At 70.8% G+C, this 20,080-nt stretch carries 17 protein-coding genes; 2 read left to right on the top strand and 15 right to left on the bottom strand.

Annotated elements, in window-relative coordinates; genetic code table 11:
- Position 1 precedes the first annotated feature (1 nt).
- Together glgA and MTDSW087_RS16095 are read right to left on the bottom strand one after the other, a co-directional pair.
- Complete coding sequence (glgA, locus tag MTDSW087_RS16100) at positions 2–1,537, bottom strand: glycogen synthase GlgA (protein ID WP_144765634.1); 1,536 nt, start codon at positions 1,535–1,537, stop codon at positions 2–4.
- Positions 1,538–1,720: 183 nt separating this feature from the next.
- Positions 1,721–3,307 carry an alpha-amylase family glycosyl hydrolase gene (locus tag MTDSW087_RS16095; protein ID WP_144765632.1) on the bottom strand — a complete coding sequence of 529 codons (1,587 nt, stop codon included), beginning with the start codon at positions 3,305–3,307 and terminating at the stop codon, positions 1,721–1,723.
- A 353-nt stretch (positions 3,308–3,660) separates the two neighbouring features.
- Between MTDSW087_RS16095 and MTDSW087_RS16090 the strand changes: the two genes are divergently transcribed.
- Positions 3,661–6,183 (top strand): glycogen/starch/alpha-glucan phosphorylase, encoded by a 2,523-nt coding sequence (locus MTDSW087_RS16090; protein ID WP_373321886.1) that lies wholly within the window; start codon positions 3,661–3,663, stop codon positions 6,181–6,183.
- A gap of 21 nt (positions 6,184–6,204) precedes the next feature.
- Complete coding sequence (locus MTDSW087_RS16085; RefSeq protein ID WP_144765628.1) at positions 6,205–7,395, top strand: adenylate/guanylate cyclase domain-containing protein; 1,191 nt, start codon at positions 6,205–6,207, stop codon at positions 7,393–7,395.
- 77 nt (positions 7,396–7,472) lie between these two features.
- Here the strand turns inward: MTDSW087_RS16085 and MTDSW087_RS16080 are convergent, their stop codons facing one another.
- From MTDSW087_RS16080 to MTDSW087_RS16025, 13 genes are all read right to left on the bottom strand, one after another.
- Positions 7,473–8,411, bottom strand: a complete 939-nt coding sequence (locus MTDSW087_RS16080; RefSeq protein WP_144765626.1) for a ferredoxin reductase domain-containing protein — start codon at positions 8,409–8,411, stop codon at positions 7,473–7,475.
- A gap of 30 nt (positions 8,412–8,441) precedes the next feature.
- Positions 8,442–8,798, bottom strand: coding sequence for a hypothetical protein (locus MTDSW087_RS16075; RefSeq protein WP_144765624.1), 357 nt, complete (start codon positions 8,796–8,798; stop codon positions 8,442–8,444).
- A gap of 214 nt (positions 8,799–9,012) precedes the next feature.
- Positions 9,013–9,444, bottom strand: a complete 432-nt coding sequence (locus MTDSW087_RS16070; RefSeq protein ID WP_144765622.1) for a DUF805 domain-containing protein — start codon at positions 9,442–9,444, stop codon at positions 9,013–9,015.
- A 171-nt stretch (positions 9,445–9,615) separates the two neighbouring features.
- Positions 9,616–12,489 (bottom strand): EAL domain-containing protein, encoded by a 2,874-nt coding sequence (locus MTDSW087_RS16065; RefSeq protein WP_144765620.1) that lies wholly within the window; start codon positions 12,487–12,489, stop codon positions 9,616–9,618.
- A gap of 184 nt (positions 12,490–12,673) precedes the next feature.
- Positions 12,674–13,969 (bottom strand): M16 family metallopeptidase, encoded by a 1,296-nt coding sequence (locus MTDSW087_RS16060; protein WP_144765618.1) that lies wholly within the window; start codon positions 13,967–13,969, stop codon positions 12,674–12,676.
- Complete coding sequence (gene thrC / locus MTDSW087_RS16055) at positions 13,966–15,378, bottom strand: threonine synthase (RefSeq protein ID WP_144765616.1); 1,413 nt, start codon at positions 15,376–15,378, stop codon at positions 13,966–13,968. The genes MTDSW087_RS16060 and thrC overlap by 4 nt, the downstream gene beginning before the upstream one ends.
- Before the next feature lie 71 nt (positions 15,379–15,449).
- On the bottom strand, positions 15,450–15,878 hold the full coding sequence (locus MTDSW087_RS16050) for a DUF4864 domain-containing protein (protein WP_144765614.1): 429 nt from the start codon (positions 15,876–15,878) through the stop codon (positions 15,450–15,452).
- Between the two features lie 68 nt (positions 15,879–15,946).
- A complete protein-coding gene (locus MTDSW087_RS16045) occupies positions 15,947–16,705 on the bottom strand; it encodes an SURF1 family protein (RefSeq protein WP_144765612.1) in 759 nt (252 codons plus the stop codon).
- Positions 16,702–17,082, bottom strand: a complete 381-nt coding sequence (locus MTDSW087_RS16040; protein WP_144765610.1) for a DUF983 domain-containing protein — start codon at positions 17,080–17,082, stop codon at positions 16,702–16,704. The genes MTDSW087_RS16045 and MTDSW087_RS16040 overlap by 4 nt, the downstream gene beginning before the upstream one ends.
- Positions 17,083–17,191: 109 nt before the next feature.
- Positions 17,192–18,049 carry a cytochrome c oxidase subunit 3 gene (locus tag MTDSW087_RS16035; RefSeq protein WP_144765608.1) on the bottom strand — a complete coding sequence of 286 codons (858 nt, stop codon included), beginning with the start codon at positions 18,047–18,049 and terminating at the stop codon, positions 17,192–17,194.
- Positions 18,050–18,195: 146 nt separating this feature from the next.
- Positions 18,196–18,807: a cytochrome c oxidase assembly protein gene (locus MTDSW087_RS16030; RefSeq protein WP_144765606.1), complete on the bottom strand. Its 612-nt coding sequence runs from the start codon at positions 18,805–18,807 to the stop codon at positions 18,196–18,198.
- A gap of 4 nt (positions 18,808–18,811) precedes the next feature.
- Positions 18,812–18,976 carry a hypothetical protein gene (locus MTDSW087_RS30185; RefSeq protein ID WP_186383866.1) on the bottom strand — a complete coding sequence of 55 codons (165 nt, stop codon included), beginning with the start codon at positions 18,974–18,976 and terminating at the stop codon, positions 18,812–18,814.
- 9 nt (positions 18,977–18,985) lie between these two features.
- Positions 18,986–19,933, bottom strand: a complete 948-nt coding sequence (locus MTDSW087_RS16025; protein WP_144765669.1) for a heme o synthase — start codon at positions 19,931–19,933, stop codon at positions 18,986–18,988.
- Between the last annotated feature and the right edge of the window lie 147 nt (positions 19,934–20,080).

The following is a 20,080-nucleotide window of genomic DNA, read 5'->3' as shown; positions in this document are numbered from 1 at the left end:
GTCAGGCAGCGCGCCAGCGCTGCGCCGCGTTGTTGCCGAAGGCGCGGGCGTAGAGGGCGGCGTAATGCTCCGCGGCCCCGGCCCAGCCGAAATCCCGCGACATCGCCTGCCGGCGCATGGTGTTGAGCCGCTTCTTCTGGCCGAAGGTGTCGAGCGCCCGGCGCACCGCGCCGAGGAAGCCCGTATCGGCGCCGTCCGCGAAGGTGAAGCCGGTCACCCCGTCCTCGACCGTGTCGGCGAGGCCGCCGGTGCGGCGCACGATCGGCAGCGAGCCGAAGCGCTGCGCGTACATCTGGGCAAGGCCGCAGGGCTCGAAGCGCGAGGGCATCAGCAGGAAGTCGCTGCCCGCGAACATGCGCCGCGCCTGATCCTCGGCGAAGCCGACATGCACGCCGACCGAATCCGGATGCTTGCGGGCGAGGCTGCGCAGGGCGTTCTCGAAGCGGCCCTCGCCCTGGCCGATCACCACCATCTGGCCGCCCTCGGCGACGATGGTCTCGGCGGCCTGGATCGAAAGGTCGATGCCCTTCTGGTGCACCAGCCGCGAGACGATCGCGAAGAGCGGCCCGCGCGAGACCGAGAGCCCGAAATGCTGGCGCACGGCCTCGGCATTGGCGCGCTTGCCCTTCCAGTCGTCCATCTCGAACCGGGTGGCGAGGTGCGGGTCGGTCCGCGGGTCCCAGCTCTCGTCGATGCCGTTGAGGATGCCGGCGAGCCGCCCCCGCGCCGCGCGGGTGCGCAGGAGCCCGTCGAGGCCGCAGCCCATCTCGGGCGTCTGGATCTCGCGGGCATAGGTCTCGCTGACCGTGGTCACGAAGGAGCTGTAGAACAGGCCCGCCTTGAGGAAGGAGAGCTGCCCGTAGAACTCGACGCCGTTCATGTGGAAGGCGTGGTCGGGCACGCCGAGCCGGGCAAGGTTCGCCTGCGGGAACAGGCCCTGGTAGGCGAGGTTGTGGATCGTCAGCACGCTCGGAACCCGGATCCCGCGCCAGGCGAGGTAGGCGGGGGCGAGGGCGGCCTGCCAGTCGTTGAGGTGGAGGAGATCCGCACGCCAGGCCGGATCGGCCCCGAGCGCGATCTCGGCGGCGGCGAGGCCGAGCCGGGCGAAGCGCAGGTCGTTGTCGCAGAAATCGCCGCCGGCATCGCCGTAGGGCGTGCCCTCGCGCTCGAACAGGTCGGCGTTCAGGAGGACGTAGATCGAGAGGCCGTCCTCGGTCTCGACGAGGCCGAGATCGCAGGCCGGCACCTGGGCGAAGCCCTCCAGGCGGCCGATCACCGGAATGTCCGGGAAGGCGGCGCGCACCTGCCGGTAGCCGGGGATGAGCACGCGCACGTCGAAGCTGCGGCGCAGCGCCCGCGGCAGGGCGGCCGCCACCTCGCCGAGGCCGCCCGTCTTCACGAAGTCGGCCATCTCCGGCGTCGCGAACAGGATGCGCGACTGCAGCGAGGTGCGCTGGTCCAAAGCTGAATCGTATCTGGGGTCGGGCTCGCGCAACGGCACACGGCTCTCGCCGTCCGAACAACCCCAGAATGCCATTGCAGCGGTCTCGATGCGGGCGGTCCGCCCGGTACGGGCTGAGGCGCCCGCGGCCAAGATCGTCATGCCAACGCCCCTGTCCCCTGCCGGTTCCGTTGCGTCGCACAAATCAGGCCACGAAATTCGTTAACGCAACACTGCGCCCGCCGCAATGCAGCGCGGTCGAAATTCAGACCGCGAGATTCAGACCGCGAGCAGGATCACGCCCTCGGCCCCGGCGAGCACGATGCGGCCCGCGGCGCGCTCGCCGGCACGGCCGGCATCGCTCGACAGCAGCACCGCCCAGGCGGTCCCGTCGGGGAGGGGGATCTCGTGCGCGCCCTCGCCGAAATTGAGCACGATGCGCAAGAGGCGGCCCTCGTCCTCGCGCTCGTAGGCGAAGACCTCCTCGGGCTGCGTCGGCACGGTGCGGTAGCTGCCCGTGGAAAGGGCAGCATGCTCGCGGCGCAACGCGAGCAGGCGGCGGTAGAGGGTCAGCATGGAGCCGGGCACGTCCTGCAGCGCGTCGACATTGCGCGTCGGCGCGTCCGGCGAGAGCGGCAGCCAGGGCTCCACCTTGCTGAAGCCGGCCTGGGGGCCGTCATCCCACTGCATCGGCGTGCGCTCCGGGTCGCGGCCATGGCCCGGCTCGTTCATCTCCCAGGGGTCGCGGACCCGGTCCGGCGGGATCGGCACGCGGCCGAGGCCGAGCTCGTCGCCGTAATAGAGGGTCGGCGTGCCGCGCAGCGTGAGGAGCAGCATCGCCGCGATGCGGGCCTGCCGCTCGCCGATCCGGGCGGCGATGCGGGGCTGGTCGTGGTTCCCGAGCACCCAGTTCGGCCAGCCGCCCTCGGGCAGCGCCGCCTCGTAGTTCTCGACGAGCTCCGCCACCGCGTCCGCGCGCCAGGGCGTCTGGATGAGCTGGAAGTTGAAGGGCATGTCGGCGCCCGAGAGGTCGGGGCCGTAATAGGCCATCAGCCGCTCCATCGGCAGGTAGATCTCGCCGATCAGCACCCGCTCGCCATAGGCCCGCAGCACGGAGCGCATCTCGGCGATGACGTCGAGCACTTCCGGACGGTCGGCGGAATAGACCTGCGTGAAGCGGTTGATCTCCGGCAGGTGCGCGGCGAAATCCGGATTGGACGGGTTGTTGCGGAAGTCGTCGTCCTTGATCAGGTGCCAGATCACGTCGATCCGGAAGCCGTCGACGCCGCGCTCCAGCCAGAAGCGCATGGCGTCGTACATCGCCTCGCGCACGGCCGGGTTGCGCCAGTTCAGGTCCGGCTGCTCGCGCAGGAAGGCGTGGTAATAGTATTGGCCGCTCGCCGGATCGAGCGTCCAGGCCGGGCCGCCGAAATTGCTGAGCCAGTTGTTCGGCGGACCACCATCGGGCGCGGGGTCGCGCCAGATGTACCAGTCGCGCTTCGCGCTCTCGCGCGCGGCGCGGGCCTCCGCGAACCAGGGATGGGCGATCGAGGTGTGGTTCGGGACGAAGTCGAGAATCACCTTCAGCTTCCGCCGGTGCGCCTCGGCCACCAGCGCGTCGAAATCGGCGAGCGTGCCGAAGAGCGGGTCGATGCCGCAATAATCGGCCACGTCGTAGCCATAATCGGCCATCGGCGAGGGATAGATCGGCGAGATCCAGACTGCGTCGACGCCGAGCCAGGCGAGATAGTCGAGCCGCTGCGTGATTCCGGCGAGATCGCCGACGCCGTCGCCGTTCGTATCCTGGAACGAGCGCGGATAGACCTGATAGACGGTGCCGCGTTTCCACCAGACGGTCTCGGCCATGCGCTGTTCCCCGGAGGCTTGCTTCCCCGCGCCAGAGGTAGGGGCTGGGCCGGAAGCGGCGACCCGTCACCCGCCCAAAAGCGCGCGGCGGGATCCTTCGGCCGCGTTCAGCATTGCTTCAACCACATCGTGAGAGCCTGAGGTCATCTGCAGCCGGGCTGCAAGGCTTTGCCGCGAACCCGGCACATCGCTTGCAGACGGAGCATGTGCCTCAGACTCGCCTCGCAATGGCCGCAAGCCCGGAACAGGATACGGCGTCCATCAATACGGAAGCCGATCGCCGCCGCTAGAAGCGGACGACGGACCCGGGCACGCGGAGCACGCGGCGGCGACTATTTATGGGGGTTAGCAAGGTGCTGAACGACGTCCTTACCCGGCCTTCCGGCAAGGAGGCTTCCGAGCAAGACGCGACGGCCGCCGTGCGGCCGGCGACGTCGGCCACGCCCGTCCTTCCCGCATCCGGCGACGCGGTGATCGACCTGCGCGAGGCGATCCGCGCGAAGCTCGCCTTCGTCATCGGCAAGTCGCCCGAGACCGCGCGCGAGCGCGACTGGTTCGCGGCCACCGCGCTCGCCCTGCGCGACCGGATCGTGGCCGCTTGCGCCGCCGCCGACCGGTCGGTGCCGAACAAGCGCGTCTACTACCTCTCCCTCGAATTCCTCATCGGCCGGCTCCTCTCCGACGCGATGAACAATCTCGGCCTCGTGGAGACCACGCGCGCCGCGCTGAAGGACCTCGGCGTCGATCTCGGCGCGGTCGAGGCGGCCGAGCCGGACGCCGCGCTCGGCAATGGCGGCCTCGGGCGCCTCGCCGCCTGCTTCATGGAGAGCATGGCCTCCATCGGCATCCCGGCCTACGGCTACGGCATCCGCTACGACCACGGCCTGTTCCGCCAGTCCTTCGAGAACGGCTGGCAGCGCGAGGCGCCGGAGACCTGGCTCGCCGAGGGCAACCCCTGGGAGTTCGTCCGCCCCGAGGCGACCTACACGATCGGCTTCGGCGGACACGTCACCATGTCGATGGTCAGCGAGGGCGTGATCCGCCGCAGCTGGCACCCCACCGAGACGGTGAAGGCGGTGGCCCACGACGTGCCGGTGGTCGGCTGGAAGGGCCGGACGGTCAACACCCTGCGCCTGTGGAAGGCCGAGGCCGAGCAGCCGGTGGACCTCGCCCAGTTCAACGGCGGCGACCATGTCGGCGCGGTGGCGAACCGCATGCGCGCCGAGGCGATCTCGCGGGTGCTCTACCCGAGCGATTCCTCCACCGCCGGCCAGGAGCTGCGCCTGCGCCAGGAATACTTCTTCACCTCGGCCTCGCTGCAGGACCTCGTCCGGCGGCACGTGGCCGAGCGCGGCGACGTGCGCACGCTGCCCGACCACGCCGCGATCCAGCTCAACGACACCCACCCGGCCATCGCCGTGCCGGAGTTGATGCGCATCCTGCTCGAGGACCACGGCCTCATCTGGGAGGATGCGTGGCACGTCACCACCAACACGCTGAACTACACCAATCACACCCTCCTGCCCGAGGCCCTTGAGACCTGGCCGGTCGAGCTGATGGAGCGGCTGCTGCCGCGCCACATGCAGATCATCTACCTGATCAACTGGATGCACCTCGAGGAGCAGGCCAAGAACGGCAAGTCGGACGCCGCGCATCTCGCCGCCGTCTCGCTCATCGACGAGTCGCACGGACGGCGCGTGCGCATGGGCCATCTCGCCTTCCACGGCTCGCGCCGGGTCAACGGCGTCTCGGCGCTCCACACCGAACTGATGCGCAAGACCGTCTTCGCGGACCTGCACGCCCTCGATCCGGACAAGATCGTCAACAAGACCAACGGCATCACCTTCCGCCGCTGGTTCCACAACGCCAATCCGGGCCTGACCCGGCTCGCCGTCGACGCGGTGGGCGCGGGCGTCCTCGACAATCCGGAGCTGCTGAAGGGTCTCGACGCCTTCGCGCAGGACGCGTCCTTCGTGGAGCGCTACGCCGCCGTGCGCCGCGGCCGCAAGGAGGCGCTCGCCCGGATCATTGAGGACCGCGCCGGCGTGAGCGTCGACCCGTCCGCGCTGTTCGACGTGCAGATCAAGCGCATCCACGAGTACAAGCGCCAGCTCCTCAACGTCATCGAGACGGTGGCGCTCTACCAGGCGATCAAGGCCGAGCCGCACAAGGATTGGACGTCGCGGGTGAAGATCTTCGGCGGCAAGGCGGCGCCGAGCTACACGCAGGCCAAGCTCATCATCAAGCTCGCCTGCGACGTGGCCCGCGCGGTCAACGACGATCCCGAGGTGGCCGACCGGCTCAAGGTCGTGTTCATGCCGAACTACTCGGTGAGCCTCGCCGAGGCGATCATCCCGGCCGCCGACCTCTCGGAGCAGATCTCCACCGCCGGCATGGAGGCCTCGGGCACCGGCAACATGAAGTTCGCGCTGAACGGCGCCCTGACGGTGGGCACCCTCGACGGCGCCAACATCGAGATCCGCGACCATGTGGGCGCGGAGAACATCTTCATCTTCGGCCTCGACGCGGCCGGCGTGCAGGCCCGCTCGGCGGAGCCGCACTATGCCCGCGACGCGATCTGGAACTCGCCGCGCCTCGCGGCGGCGCTCGACATGATCGCCTCCGGCCGGTTCTCGCCCGAGGAGCCGAACCGCTTCCGGCCGCTCACCGACGACCTGCGCCACCGCGACCAGTACCTGCTCACCGTCGATTTCGACGATTACTGGCGCGCCCAGCGCGAGATCGACGCCGCCTGGAAGGACCCGGCGGCGTGGTGGAGGCGGGCGATCCACAACACCGCCCGGATGGCGTGGTTCTCCTCCGACCGCTCCATGCGCGAATACGCCGAGGAGATCTGGCGCGTGCGCGTCGCCTGAGGGCGGCGCGTCGCGCGATCCGTGGCGTCGAAGGACCCGATCATCGCGGCGATCGCCGACCGGCTCGTGGCCGGGGCGGCGGTCGCCTCTCGCGCGGAGGACGTCCTGGAGACGGCCTTCGCTGCCCTACTCGATGCGGGCATCCCGCTCTGGCGGGTCAGCGTGGCGATGCCGGCGATCGACCCGACCTTCCGTGCGATCAGCCTCGTCTGGCGCCGCGGGCGCGGGCTGGTGCGGGAATCGACCGAGCACGGCCCGGAGGGCGAGGCGCAGTTCGCGCGCTCGCCGATCAACGCGCTCCTCGAGAACGGGGGCGATTCCCTGCGCTGGCGTCTCGACGGACCGGCGCCCGTCCCGAACCTGACGCTGCTCGGCGAGCTGCGCGCGCAGGGCGGGACCGACTACGTCCTGCATCTGACGGCCTTCACCTCCGGCACGGCGGTGTACGGCGTCGCCCTGTCCTTCGCCACGGACCGACCCGGCGGCTTCTCGGACGGGGCGCTCGCCGCCTTCGCGGCCCTGCGCCCGGCACTCGCCCTCGCCATGTGCAAGTTCAGCCTGGCGCAGAGCCTGCGCGACTCGCTGACGACCTATCTCGGCCCCCTGACCGCGACGCGCGTGCTCGCCGGCGAGGTGCGGCGCGGCCAGGGCCGGACGGTCTCGGCCGCGATCCTGCTCGCGGACCTGCGCGGCTTCACGGCGCTGGCCGACCGGGAGGACCCCTTGCGCGTGGTGGCTTGGCTCGACGAGCATCTCGACGCGCTGGGCGAGCCGGTCCGGGCGGAGGGCGGCGAGATCCTGAAGTTCCTCGGCGACGGCTTCCTCGCGATCTTCCCCGTGGAGGATCCGGAGCGCTCACCGTGCCCGGTCTGCGGGGCGGCCCTGGCCGCCGCCCGCGGGGCGCTCGCGGGGAATGACGCGCTCAATCGGCGCCGCGCGCGCGCCGGCCTGCCGGCCCTGGAGGCCGACCTCGCCCTGCATTTCGGGCCGCTGGTCTACGGCAATGTCGGGACCGGGCGGCGGCTCGATTTCACGGTGATCGGCAGCGCCGTGAACGAGGCGAGCCGGATCGAGGCCCTGTGCGGCGAGGTCGGCCAGCCGCTCCTCGTCTCCGACGCCTTCGCCGCGCGCTGCGGCGCCCCCTTCGAACCGGTCGGCGCCTTCGCCCTGCGCGGGATCAGCGGGCGGCAGCGGATCTGGCGGCCGGCCTGATCCTGAAACCAGTCGATCGCTTCGGGTCGAGCGGGCCGCTCCGGTTCGATCAACTTGAAAACGTCAAAGAAGCCTGATCAGGCCGGATCGAGCCCCTCGACCGGGATCGGGTAGCAGCGCGCGCCGACCGAGGCCGCGAGCACCTGCACGGCGCCGATGGTCGCGGCGGAGCCCGCGACATGCACCACATCCGTGGCGCGCAAGCTGGGCAGGTGCGCGGTGAGCGGCCCGGGCCGCACGTCCGGCGGCCGCTGGCGGCCGCGGTCGGCCACCATCACGATGCGGCCGATGCCGGTGCGGCGCAGCCAGTCCAGGCTCTCGCGCATGTAGAGGTCGCGGGAATCACGCGCGCCGACGATCACGGTCATCTCGCGGGCCGGCTCGATGTAGCGGGCGGCATGGGCGATCGACCAGATCGCGCCGAAGCCCGTCTCGGCGGCGACGAGCACGAGGCGGCCGCCGCCCGGCCGGTACTGGCCGCGCCCGACCGGACCCTTCAGCTTCACCGCCACGTCGAGCCCGACGGCCTCGAACAGGGAGTTCCCGTCCTCGTCGCGGGGGCAGTGGAACACGGCCTCGTTCAGCTCGGCCGAGCCGTCGACGCGCAGGGTCGGGCAGAGGGTGACGGGGCTCAGCTCCTCGATGCTGAGGGCGACCTGATGGCCCGGCTCCAGCACGATCCGCTTCTCGAGCGTCACCACCGCCTCGACCACGTGCGGGCTGAGGACGCGCACGGCCGTGAGCGTGCCCTTGCGCGACGTGGTCGGGACGTGCCGCGGCTCCGCGGCGACGATGGGCGCGGCGGTCGAGGCGGCGAGCTTCAGCGTGTCGGCCCGGCCGCGGCGGCTCTTGGTCCGGCGGGGGGCGACGCCCGGCCCCTGGCCGAGCAGCCCGGCCCCGTGCAGGGCCTGGAGCGATCCGATCATGCCCTCGGCAAGCGCCGCCTCTACGGGGGTGTCCCCTGTCGAGACGCGCACGGCCTTGCCGTTGACGATGAGCGAGCAACGCGCGCTCATGGGCGTCTCCTGGTCACGCGAGGCGGCCGTTCAGCGGCGGGTCAGCAGCAGGTGGTCGACGAGGGCGGCCCAGCGCTCGCGGATCGCGCGCACGTCCATCTCGGGCTCGTCGTCGGCGAGGGCGAGGCGGGCGCGGAGCTGGGCCACCTCGTCGCGCTCGGCCTGGAGCACCGCCTTGAGCAGGGCGAGCTCGGCCTCGAGCACCTCGACGTCGCGCTCACCGGTGACGGCGGCCTCGACCTCGGGCTCGAAGGGCTCGGGCAGCACCTCCGGCTCGGGCGGCGGCGGGACGAGCCGGCTGTGCTCCAGCCGGATCGGGCGGGCGATCAGCCGACGCACGACGTCGGGATTGCTCCGGCTCTCGAACCGCCGCGCCGCCTCGGCCATGCCCACTCTCCACCCGTGCGGGCGGCGCGCCGCCCGGTGCGCGCCCATACCCATCATGCACAAGACGATGCCGCGACATGGTTAAGGCGGACTTAAATCGATCGTCAACGGAGGCTCGCTACCGATTGCGGACGCTCCCGTTTCTGAAAAGCAGACACCCGGCGCCGCTGCGGCGGCACCGGGTGTCTGCGTATCGAACCGATCTGGTTGCGGATCAGCGCGCGGCGGCGAGGGCGCCGGCGGGGAGGGAGCCGGCGAGCGGGTCGGGCCCGTAGGCGTTCGCGCCGTCCGTGCCCTTCAGGAAGCCGGTCTCGATCAGATACCAGATACCGCCGATGATCGGCACGAAGCTGATCAGGACCCAGATGCCGGGCTTGCCGCGATCGTGGAAGCGCTTGATGCCGAGGCAGATCGAGGACCAGGCAAAGAGGCCGATCACGGCGAAGTTGGCGAGCACCATCGGGATCGCGGCGGCGCCCGTCGCCTTGAATCCGCCGTCGTCGGACGCCTCGTTGGGGACGAACTGGGCCAGAATCAGGTTCGCGACCGTCAGGACGACGAGCATGGCGAGCGTCGAGAGCACGACACCCTTCCAGAATTGCCCGCGGCCGATGCGGCCCTGAGCGGAGAACAGCAGCGCTTTCATCGGTAGCCCTCTTGGAGGGGCCGGCCGTGTTCATGCGATGTCTCTCGCCCCGGCCCTCGCCCCGATCGCTAGGGCAGGGTGCGGGCAGCCTCAACAGGCTCCGGAGCGCCGGGGACACGTGGGCAATAGTCCCGGACGCCGGGACAAGACGCAGCCGTGGGGAGGCCGTCGTCAGGCGGCCTCGGGGGCGGCCCCGACGAGCTGGCGGGCCTGGAGCACGGTCATCGGCTCGCCGAAGGCCGTGCCCTCCGCGTATTCGCAGCCAAGCTCCATCAGCGCCTGCGCGTCCGCCTCGGATTCCGTGCCCTCGGCGACGATGGCGAGGTTCAGCTCGGTGGCCATCTTCACGATGGAGCGCAGGATCGCGGTCTTGCCGGTCGCCATCTGGCGGACGAAGGACTGGTCGACCTTGATCGTGTCGAAGGGGAAGCGCTGCAGGTAGGACAGGGCCGAGTAGCCGGTGCCGAAATCGGAGAGGCAGAGACCCGCCCCGAGGTCGCGGATGCGGGTCAGCATCTGCGCGGCGTATTCCGGGTTCTCCATCACGAGACCCTCGGAGAGCTGAAGCTTGAGCGAGCCCGGCAGGACGCCGGAGCGCGCCAGCACGGTCTTCACGTCGTGCAGGAGGTCGTGGCGCAGCAGGCGGCGCGAGGAGACGTCGACGGACGCGAAGATCGGCGGCTCCACCTCCAGCGCCCGCTGCCAGGCGGCGAGCTCCAGCGCCGTGCGCTCCAGGGCGAAGATGCCGAGATTGACGATGAAGCCGCTCTCCTCGGCGACCGGCATGAAGGTCGAGGCGGGGATGCGGCCGAGCTTGGGATGGTCCCAGCGCAGCACCGTCTGGAAGCCCGCCACGGTGCGGTCCTCGAGCCGCACGATCGGCTGGAACAGCACCTTCATCTCGTTGCGCTCGAGCGCGCGGCGCAGGTCCCCCTCGAGCATCAGGCGGTCGGAGCGCTCGGCGCGCATATGGGCGCGGAAGACCTCGATGCGATCGCCGCCGCCGCGCTTGGCCTGGATCATCGCGGTCTCGGCGTTCTTGAACACGTCGTCGCGCTTCACCTGTGCCCCCGTCTCGTACAGGGCGAGGCCGATCGAGACGGTGAGGAAGATCTCGCGGTCGGCATAGGTGATCGGCGTGGCGATGGCCCGGCGGATCATCTCGACGAAGGCGAGCACCCGGTCCGGGTCGCGCTCGGAGAGCAAAATCACGGCGAACTCGTCGCCGGCGACCCGGGCGAGGGTGTCCTGGGGGCGGAGCAGGCGCCCGAGGCGGCGCGACAGGGTGAGCAGGATGGAATCGCCGGCCGACAGGCCGATCGCGTCGTTGATGCCCTTGAACCGGTCGATGTCGAGGACGATCACCGTCGGCTTCAGGCGCGCGTCCTGGCTCGCGAAGGCGAGCGCCGCGTCGAGCCGGTCGCCGAACAGCTCGCGGTTCGGCAGGCCGGTGAGGCTGTCGTGCACGGCATCGTGCAGGAGGCGCTCCTCGGCGGTCTTCAATTCGGTGACGTCGGCGATGGTGCCGACCACGCGGACCACCTCGCCGTCCGAGCCGATCACCGGCCGCGCCTTCAGGCGGTACCAGTAATAGGCGCCGCTCGACGCGCGCAGGCGGAAATCGTGGACGATGCGCCCGCGCCGCTCCTCGATCACCGTGTCGAGGGCCGCCGAGTAGCGCTCCACGTCGAAGGGGTGGAGCAGTTGCAGCCAGTTCGCCGCCGGCCCTTCGAGGGCGCCGCGGGCGAGGCCGAGCTGGCCCTCGATCTCCTGACCGGCGAAGACCCGGTCGCCCGGCACGTCCCAGTCGAACACCACGTCGCCGGCGCCGGTGAGGGCGAGGGCGCGGCGCTCGGTATCCGAGACCAGGGCGTGCGAGAGGCCGCCGCCCGCGAAGGCGTGCTGCATCACCGTGAAGCCGATCAGCATGACGATGAGGACGAGGCCGCCGATCAGGGCCGGCTGGACCAGCTCGCTGCCGATCTGCCCGGTCACCGCGAAGCCTGCCGCCGCCACCCAGACGACGAGGAGTGTCCAGGTCGGCACCAGCAGGATGGCGCGGTCGTAGCCGTTATGGGCGGCGAGATAGACGATGAGCAGCAGGCCGACGCCGGCCACCGCCGCGATCGAGATCCGCGCCACGCCCGCCGCCACGGGCGGATCGAACACCGCGAGCCCGACGAGGCCGGCGAGGAAGGCCAGCCAGAAGAAGGCGACGTGGCTGTAGCGCACGTGCCAGCGCGAGAGGTTCAGATAGGCGAACAGGAAGACGAGGAGCGTCGCCCCGAGCACCGCCTCGGCCGAGGCGCGGTAGACCCGCTCGGCCAGCTCCGTGACGGTGAAGACCCGCTGCAGGAAGCCGAAATCGATGCAGGCATAGGCGAGCACCGCCCAGGCGAGCGCGGCCGCGGCGGGGAAGATGATCGCGCCCTTCACCACGAAGACGATGGTGAGGAACAGGGCGAGCAGCCCCGCGATGCCGATGATGATGCCCTTGTAGAGGGTCAGGCCCGCGGCCTTCTTGCGGTAGGCGTCCTGGTCCCAGAGATGGACCTGCGGGATATTGGGGCCGCGCAGCTCCGCCACGTAGGTGACGGTGGTGCCGGGATCGAGCGTGATGACGAACTGGTCGGCTTCCGGGTTCTCGTCGCGCTCCGGGCGGATGCCCTGGCTCGCGGTGATCGCGGCGATGCGCGAGCCGCCGAGATCCGGCCAGACCACGCCGGAATCGACCAGCCGGAAATGCGGCGCCACCAGGATGCGGTCGATCTGCTCGTCGGTGTCGTTGGTGAGCGCGAAGACCATCCAGTCCGGCCGCGCCCCGGCGTCGCGCGCCTTGACCACGATGCGGCGGACGATGCCGTCCTTGCCCGGCGCGGTCGAGATCTGGATGAGGTCGCCGTCCGAGCGGTAGCGCTCGATCGCGGGCGTCAGATCGATGACCGGGCTGTCCAGGGTGACCCGCACCGCCTCGACCGCGTCCGCGGGCCGGCTCGCCACCAGGCCGCAGACGAGACAGGCGAGGAAGAAGGCGAGGATGCGCAACGGAGGAGGGTTCCGGCCGGGCGTTGGAGCGCGTGAACGGCTCAGGTGCAGGGCAGTGGTAATGGCGCCACCCACAGGGAGCAACCCGGCGGGTCCGGCGGGCGCGCGGGCGCCCACCGCTTCCTGCCGGCCGCTTGCCGGGGCATCGGCCCCGTTTGCGGCCAAATCAAGTTGCGGGCGCGGATCAGGCCGCGCGCAGCCGCCCGGCGATCCGGTCGAGGGGCTGGAGCTTGCCGATCGGGCCGATGGCGGCGAGCGTCGGCGCCCCGGCGAGCAGGCGCGCGCCCGCCGCGCGCACCGCCTCGACCGTGACGGCGTCGACCTTCGCGATCACGTCGGCGGCGGGGATGACGCGGCCCCAGGCCAGGATCTGGCGGGCGTTGCGCTCGATGCGCCCGCCCGGCGTCTCCAGGGCGCCCAGCAGCGAGAGCTTGAGCTGCGCCTTGGCCCGGGCGATCTCCTCGGGCGCGATGTCCCGCGTCGCGCGGACCAGGGCGTCGAGGGTCACGTCGGTGAGCTCGGCGAGGTCGCCGCCCGAAGTGCCGGCGCCGATGCCGAACAGGCCGCAATCGGAGAAGGGCCAGTGGAAGGCCTGGATCTCGTAGGCGAGGCCGCGGGTCTCGCGGACCTCCTGCCAGAGCCGCGAGGTCAGGCCGCCGCCGAGCACCTGCGCGAACATGTGCAGGGCGTAGTAGCCGTCGTCGCGGAAGGAGAGACCCGGCAGGCCGAGGACGAGGTTCGCCTGTTCGAGCTTGCGCGGCATGCGCCGCTCGCCGCCGCCATAGACGCCCGGCACCGCCTCGGGGGCGGTGGCGGCCGGCATCGCGCCGAAATGCCGCCCGGCCGCGGCGACGATCGCCTCGTGCTCGACGGCGCCGGCCGCGGCCACCACGAAGCGGTCGGCGGTGTATTCGCGGGCGAGATAGGCGCGGATCGCCGGCTCGTCGAAGCTCTTGATCGTCTCCGGGCGCCCCAGGATCGGCCGGCCGATCGGCTGGCCCGGGAAGGCGGATTCGATGAAGGCGTCGTAGACCACGTCGTCGGGCGTATCCTCGACGGCGGCGTATTCCTGGAGGATCACGCCCTTCTCGCGGGCGAGCTCGCCCGCATCGAAGACGGAATCGGAGAGGATGTCGCCGATCACGTCGAGGGCGACGCCGACATCCTCGCCGAGCACCCGTGCCGTGTAGCTGGTGCCCTCGGCCGAGGTCGCCGCGTTGATCTCGCCGCCGACATTCTCGATGTCCTCGGCGATGGCCCGGGCCGAGCGGGTGCGCGTGCCCTTGAAGGCCATGTGCTCGATGAGGTGGCTGAGGCCGCTCTCCTCCGCCCGCTCGTGGCGCGAGCCCGCGCCGACCCAGACGCCGAGCGTCGCGGTGGCGACGCCGGGCATCGCCTCGGTCGCCACGGTGAGGCCGTTGTCGAGCCGGGTGACGCGCAGCGAGGGCGAGGCCCCGTGCGTGGCGAAATGCTGGTTCATGCGCCCCTCGTGATGCGGGCGCGCGAGCGGATCAGCGTCTCGATCGCGGCCTGGTCGTTCGCCACGCGGGTGACGCGCTCGGGGCGCTCCATCAGGTCGGCGAGATGCGGCGGCAGGGCGGGCCGCAGGCCGCCGGTCGCCTCAGCAACCGCATCCGGGAACTTCGCCGGATGGGCGGTGGCGAGCGCGACGACGGGCGTGCGCGGGTCCTTCTCCAGCAGGCGGCGGCCGGCGCGGACGCCGATGGCGCTGTGCGGATCGAGCACGATCCCGGTTCCGGCATAGGTCGCGCGGATCTCATCCATCACGTCGGGCTCGGGGACGGCGACGGCGTCGAACTCGGAGCGGACGGTGGCGAGCACCGAATCGTCCAGGCGGAAGCCGCCCGACTGCTTCAGCCCGGCCATCAGCCGGCGGATCGAGGCGGCGTCGCGCCCGAGCGCCTCGAACAGCAGGCGCTCGAAATTCGAGGAGATCTGGATGTCCATCGAGGGCGAGGTCGTCGGCACGACGCCCTGCAACTCGTAGGCGCCGTGCTCCAGGGTGCGCACGAGGATGTCGTTGGCGTTGGTGCCGATCATCAGGCGCTCGACCGGCAGGCCCATGCGCTTGGCGACCCAGCCGGCGAGGATGTCGCCGAAATTGCCGGTCGGCACGGCAAAGGAGACCGGCCGGTGGGGCGCGCCGAGCGCCACGGCGCTGGTGAAGTAATAGACCACCTGAGCGGCGACGCGGGCCCAGTTGATCGAGTTGACGCCCGACAGCCGGACCTCGTCGGCGAAATCCGCGTGCTGGAACAGCGCTTTGACGATGTTCTGACAATCGTCGAAGGTGCCGTCGACGGCGAGCGCGTGGACGTTGGCCGCCTCCACCGAGGTCATCTGGCGGCGCTGGACCTCGGAGACCCGGCCGTGCGGGTAGAGGATGAAGATGTCGACCTGATCGAGCCCGCGGAAGGCCTCGACCGCGGCCGAGCCGGTATCGCCCGAGGTGGCGCCGACGATGGTGGCGCGCGCGCCGCGCTTCCTCAGCACATGGTCCATCAGCCGCCCGAGGAGCTGCATCGCCACGTCCTTGAAGGCGAGCGTCGGGCCGTGGAAGAGTTCGAGCAGGAACAGGTTGTCGCCGAGCTGGGTCAGCGGGCAGACGGCGTCGTGGCGGAAGCCGGCATAGGCGGCCTCGATCATCGCATCGAGGTCGGCATCGGCGATCTCGCCGTCGACCAGGGGGCGCAGCACGCGCTTGGCCGCGTCGGCGTAGCGGGCGCCCGCCAGCGCCGCGATCTCCCCGTGCGGAATGCCCGGCCAGCTCTCGGGCAGGTAGAGGCCGCCGTCGCGGGCGAGGCCCGCGAGGAGGGCATCCGAAAACGAGAGCGGCGCGGCGTCGCCGCGGGTCGAGACATGCAGCACGAGGGCCTCCGGGGGAAGGCGCCCCCTCTACACGAAGCCTGGGGCCGTGTCGAAACCTGCGAGCTCACCCCTCAGGTATTCGTGCCCGGCGCCTTGGTCAGGCGGCAGCCGGTGATGCGCCAGCTCCCGTCCGGCTGGCGCTCGACCGTGTAGTCGGCGGTCCAGTCGACACCGTACTCGTCCTGGATCGCGACCTCCTGCGACAGGCCGGTCTCGCCCCGGTCCTGCGCCTGCCCGAAGACGAAGCTGCGGTGGCGGTAGACCGGACGGTAATTCGTCCGGACCATGCCGATGAAGACCTCCGGCGTCGGGAACAGGTCGCGGATGGCGGGCGAGGCCTGAGCGTAGGCGGTCTCCGCATCGTCCCGGGCGAGCGCCTCGGCCTGACGGCTGATCGCGGCGCGGGCCGCGTCGCGGGCGCCGTCATCCGCCGCGAGGGTGGGAGAGGCGAAGAGGCAGGCGGCCATGAGACCGGCGAGAAGGGCGAGCCGCGCGCGCATCGGGACCACTCCGCCACGGGGCGATGATCCGATGAAGACTATGGCGGCGTCCCGCTCCGGCAAGCGGCTCAGGTCAGGCCGCGCAGGCGCCGCCAGGCGAAGACCGTGAAGACGCCGACGAGGCAGGCCGCGATGCCGAACCAGGTGAAGGCGTATTGCAGGTGGTTGTTCGGCAGGTCGACGCGGAGCTGGCCGCCCTTCGGCCAGGTCTTCGCGCCCGGCACCGCATCTGCCTCGATCAGGTAGGGCGCGACCGCGCCGAGCCCGCGCGCCTGCGCGATCCCGGCGATGTCCCGGTTGAACCACTCGCCGCGCTTCGGATCGGGCGCCGGCACGAACATCCCGCGCGCCTCGCTGGCGCGCAGGATGCCGGTGACCGTGGTGTCGCCTTCGATCACGCCGTCGCGGCGGTCGGCTTGCGCCTTCAACTCGGTCGGCACGAAGCCGCGGTTGACCAGGACGATACCGCCCGCGTCGCGCCGGAACGGCGTGAGGACGTAGTAGCCCTGCAGCGCCCGGCCGGGCGTGTCGCCCGGGGCAAGGCCGTGGACCAGCGTCTCGTCCTCGTTGACGAAGCGGCCGGCGGCGCGCACGTGCCGGAACTCGTCGCGGGCCGCGTCCCAGGCGGCTGGCTCGGGGGGCGCCACCGGCTCCGCCCGCGAGCGCTCGACGATACGGCCGATCAGCGCCTCCTTCTCGGTCTTGCGCGCGATCTGCCAGGTGCCGAGGGTGAGGAGGATGGCGAGCGCCACGAGCGCCGACAGGCCGGGCGCGAGGAGGCCGCGCCAGGAGCCGGCCCGGGCCGCATCGGCAGCGTCCGCGCTCACCGCTCGAAACGTCCCTGCTCGGCCTTGTTGGCGTATTGCAGGGCGATCAGCATGCCCTTCAACGGCCGGACGAGGATCAGGCTGAGACCGACCGACAGGGTGACCGCGACCAGCGCGTGGACCCAGATCGGCGGCTCGTAGGTGATCTCCATCCAGAGGGCGAGGCCGACCACGACGAGGCCGACGATCGACATCACGAAGAAGGCCGGCCCGTCCGCCGAATCGAAGCGCGAATAGTCGAGGCCGCAGGCCTCGCAGGAGGGGCGCAGGGACAGGAAGCCCTTGAACAGGTGGCCCTCGCCGCAGCGCGGGCAGCGCCCGCGCACGCCCGTCGGGATCGGCTCCGGCGTCTGATAACGGTTGTCCAACGCATCCATCCTTCGGCTGTCCCCGGCCCTGCCATATGGAGGGACCCTGCGCGCACGAAAAAGGGCGGCCGAAGCCGCCCTTGGCATTGCCGCCATGCAAAAGGCGGCGGGCGCCCCGTCAGTGGGCGCCGTGGCCGGCGCCCGAGCCCCAGACGTAGATCGCGGCGAACAGGAACAGCCACACCACGTCGACGAAGTGCCAGTACCAGGCGGCGAACTCGAAGCCGAGATGCTGCTGGATGGTGAACTGGCCGAGATAGGCCCGGTACAGGCAGATCGCGAGGAAGATCGTGCCGATGATGACGTGGGCGCCGTGGAAGCCCGTCGCCATGAAGAAGGTCGACGAGTAGATGCTGCCCGAGAAGCCGAAGGCGGCGTGGTGGTACTCGTAGGCCTGGCAGGCGGTGAACAGGACGCCGAGGATCACGGTGAGCCAGAGGCCGTACTTCAGGCCCTTCCGGTCACCATGCAGCAGGGCGTGGTGCGCCCAGGTGATGGTCGTGCCGGAGGTGAGCAGGATCAGCGTGTTGAGCAGCGGCAGGTGCCAGGGATCGAAGGCCTCGATGCCCTTGGGCGGCCAGACGCCGCCGGTGAACTCGACGCGCGAGACCTGGATCGGGTCGGCGGTGTAGAGCGCCGCCTCGAAATAGGCCCAGAACCACGCCACGAAGAACATCACCTCGGAGGCGATGAACATCATCATGCCGTAGCGGTGGTGGAGCTGCACCACGCGGGTATGGTCGCCGGAATTGGCCTCGTGCACCACGTCCCGCCACCAGGAGAACATGGTGTAGAGCACGCCGAGCAGGCCCGCGCCGAAGACGTAGGGGCCGGGCGTCAGGGTGCCGAACTGCAGGCTCTTCATCCAGAAGACGGCGCCCGTGGTCATCACGAAGCCCGACATGGCGCCGATCAGCGGCCACGGACTCGGGCTCAGGATGTGGTAGTCGTGATTCTTGGCGTGCGCCTCGGCCATCTGAACGTTTCTCCTGACCCCTTCCGGCCCGCCGTCGTCGCCGCCGGCCGAGCCCTATCCCCATCCGTCGCGGGGCCTATCCGCCCCGTCGAGCCCGTCTCGCGCACCCATACTGGACGGGCGCGGCTGTTGTCACGCTTAGGCCCTCAGAAATCCCGCCGTCCCGCCGCTTCGCCCTGCGAGGTCAGCGCGGCGGTCACCGGCTGGCCGTTCTTGGAGGCGAAATAGGTGTAGGACAGCGTCATCTCCGAGAGATGAGCGGTGTTCGAATCGGTCCGCAGCGCCGGGTCGACATAGAAGACGACCGGCACGTCGATGGTCTCGCCCGGCTGCAGCGTCTGCTCCTTGAAGCAGAAGCATTCGACCTTCACGAAATAGCCGCCCATCAGGCCGGGCTGCACGTTGAAGGTGGCGATGCCGGTGGTGGGCACCGAGGCCGCGTTGCGCACCTTGAAGAACACGGTCTGCGTCTCGCCGAGCTTGGCCTCGACGCTGCGCGCCTCCGCGCGGAACTTCCAGGGCAGGCCCGGCGCGACGTTCGTGTCGAAATGGACGAGCATCGCGTCGCCCGGCTGCGCCGCCGCCGTCGCCGGCGCGGCGCCCTGGCGCGGCGTGCCGTCATAGCCGGTCGCCTTGCAGAAGGCGTCGTAGAGCGGCGCCGAGGCGAAGGCGAGGCCGAGCATGCCGAGGGCGAAGCCGGCGCAGGCGAGGGCCGTGCGGCCGGCGTTCCGGGCGGGAGCGGGCGGCGTCTGCGTCATCGGATCAGAGCGGACGGCTCAGGACCTGAGGCCCGAGCTTGGCGATGGTCAGCACGAAGAACAGGAGCACCATCGCGCCGAGCGCGAGCGCGATCGCCACCGAGCGCTTGCGGCGGCGCGCCTCTTCCTCCGGCGTGAGAGGACGGTACTCGATCTTGGGATCTTGCATCACGATCAATCAGGCCACCAGCGGCCGGAACAAGCCCAGGCCCTGCTCGGCGAGCAGGGCGGCGAAGAGCAGGAACAGGTAGAGGATCGAGAAGGCGAACATGCCCATGGCCGCGCGCTTCTCGGCCTCGCCCTCGCGGTTGCGCAGGACCTGGACGCTGAAGGCCAGCATGCCGAGGCCGCCGAGCACGCCGACCACCGCGTAGATCAGGCCGCCGAAGCCCAGCGCCACGGGCGCGAGGCCGAGCGGCGCGAGGAGCAGGGTGTAGTAGACGATCTGACGGCGTGTGGAGGTGGGGCCGGCGACGTTCGGCATCATCGGGATGCCGGCCTTGGCGTATTCGCCGGCCTTGACCAGCGCCAGCGCCCAGAAATGCGGCGGCGTCCAGATGAAGATGATCGCGAACAGCACCAGCGATTCGATGCCGACGCTGCCCGAGACCACCGCCTGGCCGATCACCGGGGGGAGGGCGCCCGCGGCGCCGCCGATCACGATGTTCTGCGCGGTCGCCCGCTTCAGCCACATCGAGTAGATCACCGCGTAGAACACGATGGTGAAGGCGAGGAGCCCGGCCGCGAGCCAGTTCGCCGCGAGCCCGAGGATCAGCACCGAGCCGACCGAGAGGACGAGGCCGAAGGCGAGCGCCTCGTCGGGCCGGATGCGACCGTCCGGGATCGGGCGCTTGGCCGTGCGGGTCATCACCGCGTCGATGTCGGCGTCCCACCACATGTTGAGGCAGCCCGAGGCGCCGGCGCCCACCGCGATCATCAGGAGCGAGATCGTGGCGATCACGGGCGAGACGTGGCCGTGCGACACCACCATGCCGACGAGCGCCGTGAAGATGACGAGCGCCATCACCCGCGGCTTCAGCAGGGCGAAGTAGTCCGGCACGTCGCCGCCCACGGCGGGGGCGAGGGGGGCGGGCTCGGCGGGAATCGCGTTGGTCAGACTCGTCATCGACATCACTGGCTCTGGCAGCCCGCCCTTCCAGGCGGCGCGAGAGGCGAATCGGAATGATTCCAAGCGTGCGGCTATTCCCTGCCGCTGTGCCCGGATGGTTCGCCCTTTCCGGGAGGCCGATGCTTGCGGCCTCCGGGGAAGGGC

Source organism: Methylobacterium dankookense (assembly GCF_902141855.1).
Classification (GTDB): domain Bacteria; phylum Pseudomonadota; class Alphaproteobacteria; order Rhizobiales; family Beijerinckiaceae; genus Methylobacterium; species Methylobacterium dankookense.
Note: the sequence above shows the minus strand (reverse complement) of the source record. Positions and strands in the feature narration are given on the sequence as shown.

What these genes read in the sequence shown, in the direction of transcription:
- MTDSW087_RS30185 (WP_186383866.1), bottom strand. Translation starts at nt 18,976, where the DNA reads ATGCAAGATCCCAAGATCGAGTACCGTCCTCTCACGCCGGAGGAAGAG.
- MTDSW087_RS16060 (WP_144765618.1), bottom strand. Translation starts at nt 13,969, where the DNA reads ATGAACCAGCATTTCGCCACGCACGGGGCCTCGCCCTCGCTGCGCGTC.
- MTDSW087_RS16030 (WP_144765606.1), bottom strand. Translation starts at nt 18,807, where the DNA reads ATGACGCAGACGCCGCCCGCTCCCGCCCGGAACGCCGGCCGCACGGCC.
- MTDSW087_RS16040 (WP_144765610.1), bottom strand. Translation starts at nt 17,082, where the DNA reads ATGGATGCGTTGGACAACCGTTATCAGACGCCGGAGCCGATCCCGACG.
- MTDSW087_RS16075 (WP_144765624.1), bottom strand. Translation starts at nt 8,798, where the DNA reads ATGGCCGAGGCGGCGCGGCGGTTCGAGAGCCGGAGCAATCCCGACGTC.
- MTDSW087_RS16035 (WP_144765608.1), bottom strand. Translation starts at nt 18,049, where the DNA reads ATGGCCGAGGCGCACGCCAAGAATCACGACTACCACATCCTGAGCCCG.
- MTDSW087_RS16050 (WP_144765614.1), bottom strand. Translation starts at nt 15,878, where the DNA reads ATGCGCGCGCGGCTCGCCCTTCTCGCCGGTCTCATGGCCGCCTGCCTC.
- MTDSW087_RS16095 (WP_144765632.1), bottom strand. Translation starts at nt 3,307, where the DNA reads ATGGCCGAGACCGTCTGGTGGAAACGCGGCACCGTCTATCAGGTCTAT.
- MTDSW087_RS16080 (WP_144765626.1), bottom strand. Translation starts at nt 8,411, where the DNA reads ATGAGCGCGCGTTGCTCGCTCATCGTCAACGGCAAGGCCGTGCGCGTC.
- MTDSW087_RS16025 (WP_144765669.1), bottom strand. Translation starts at nt 19,933, where the DNA reads ATGACGAGTCTGACCAACGCGATTCCCGCCGAGCCCGCCCCCCTCGCC.
- MTDSW087_RS16070 (WP_144765622.1), bottom strand. Translation starts at nt 9,444, where the DNA reads ATGAAAGCGCTGCTGTTCTCCGCTCAGGGCCGCATCGGCCGCGGGCAA.
- glgA (WP_144765634.1), bottom strand. Translation starts at nt 1,537, where the DNA reads ATGGCATTCTGGGGTTGTTCGGACGGCGAGAGCCGTGTGCCGTTGCGC.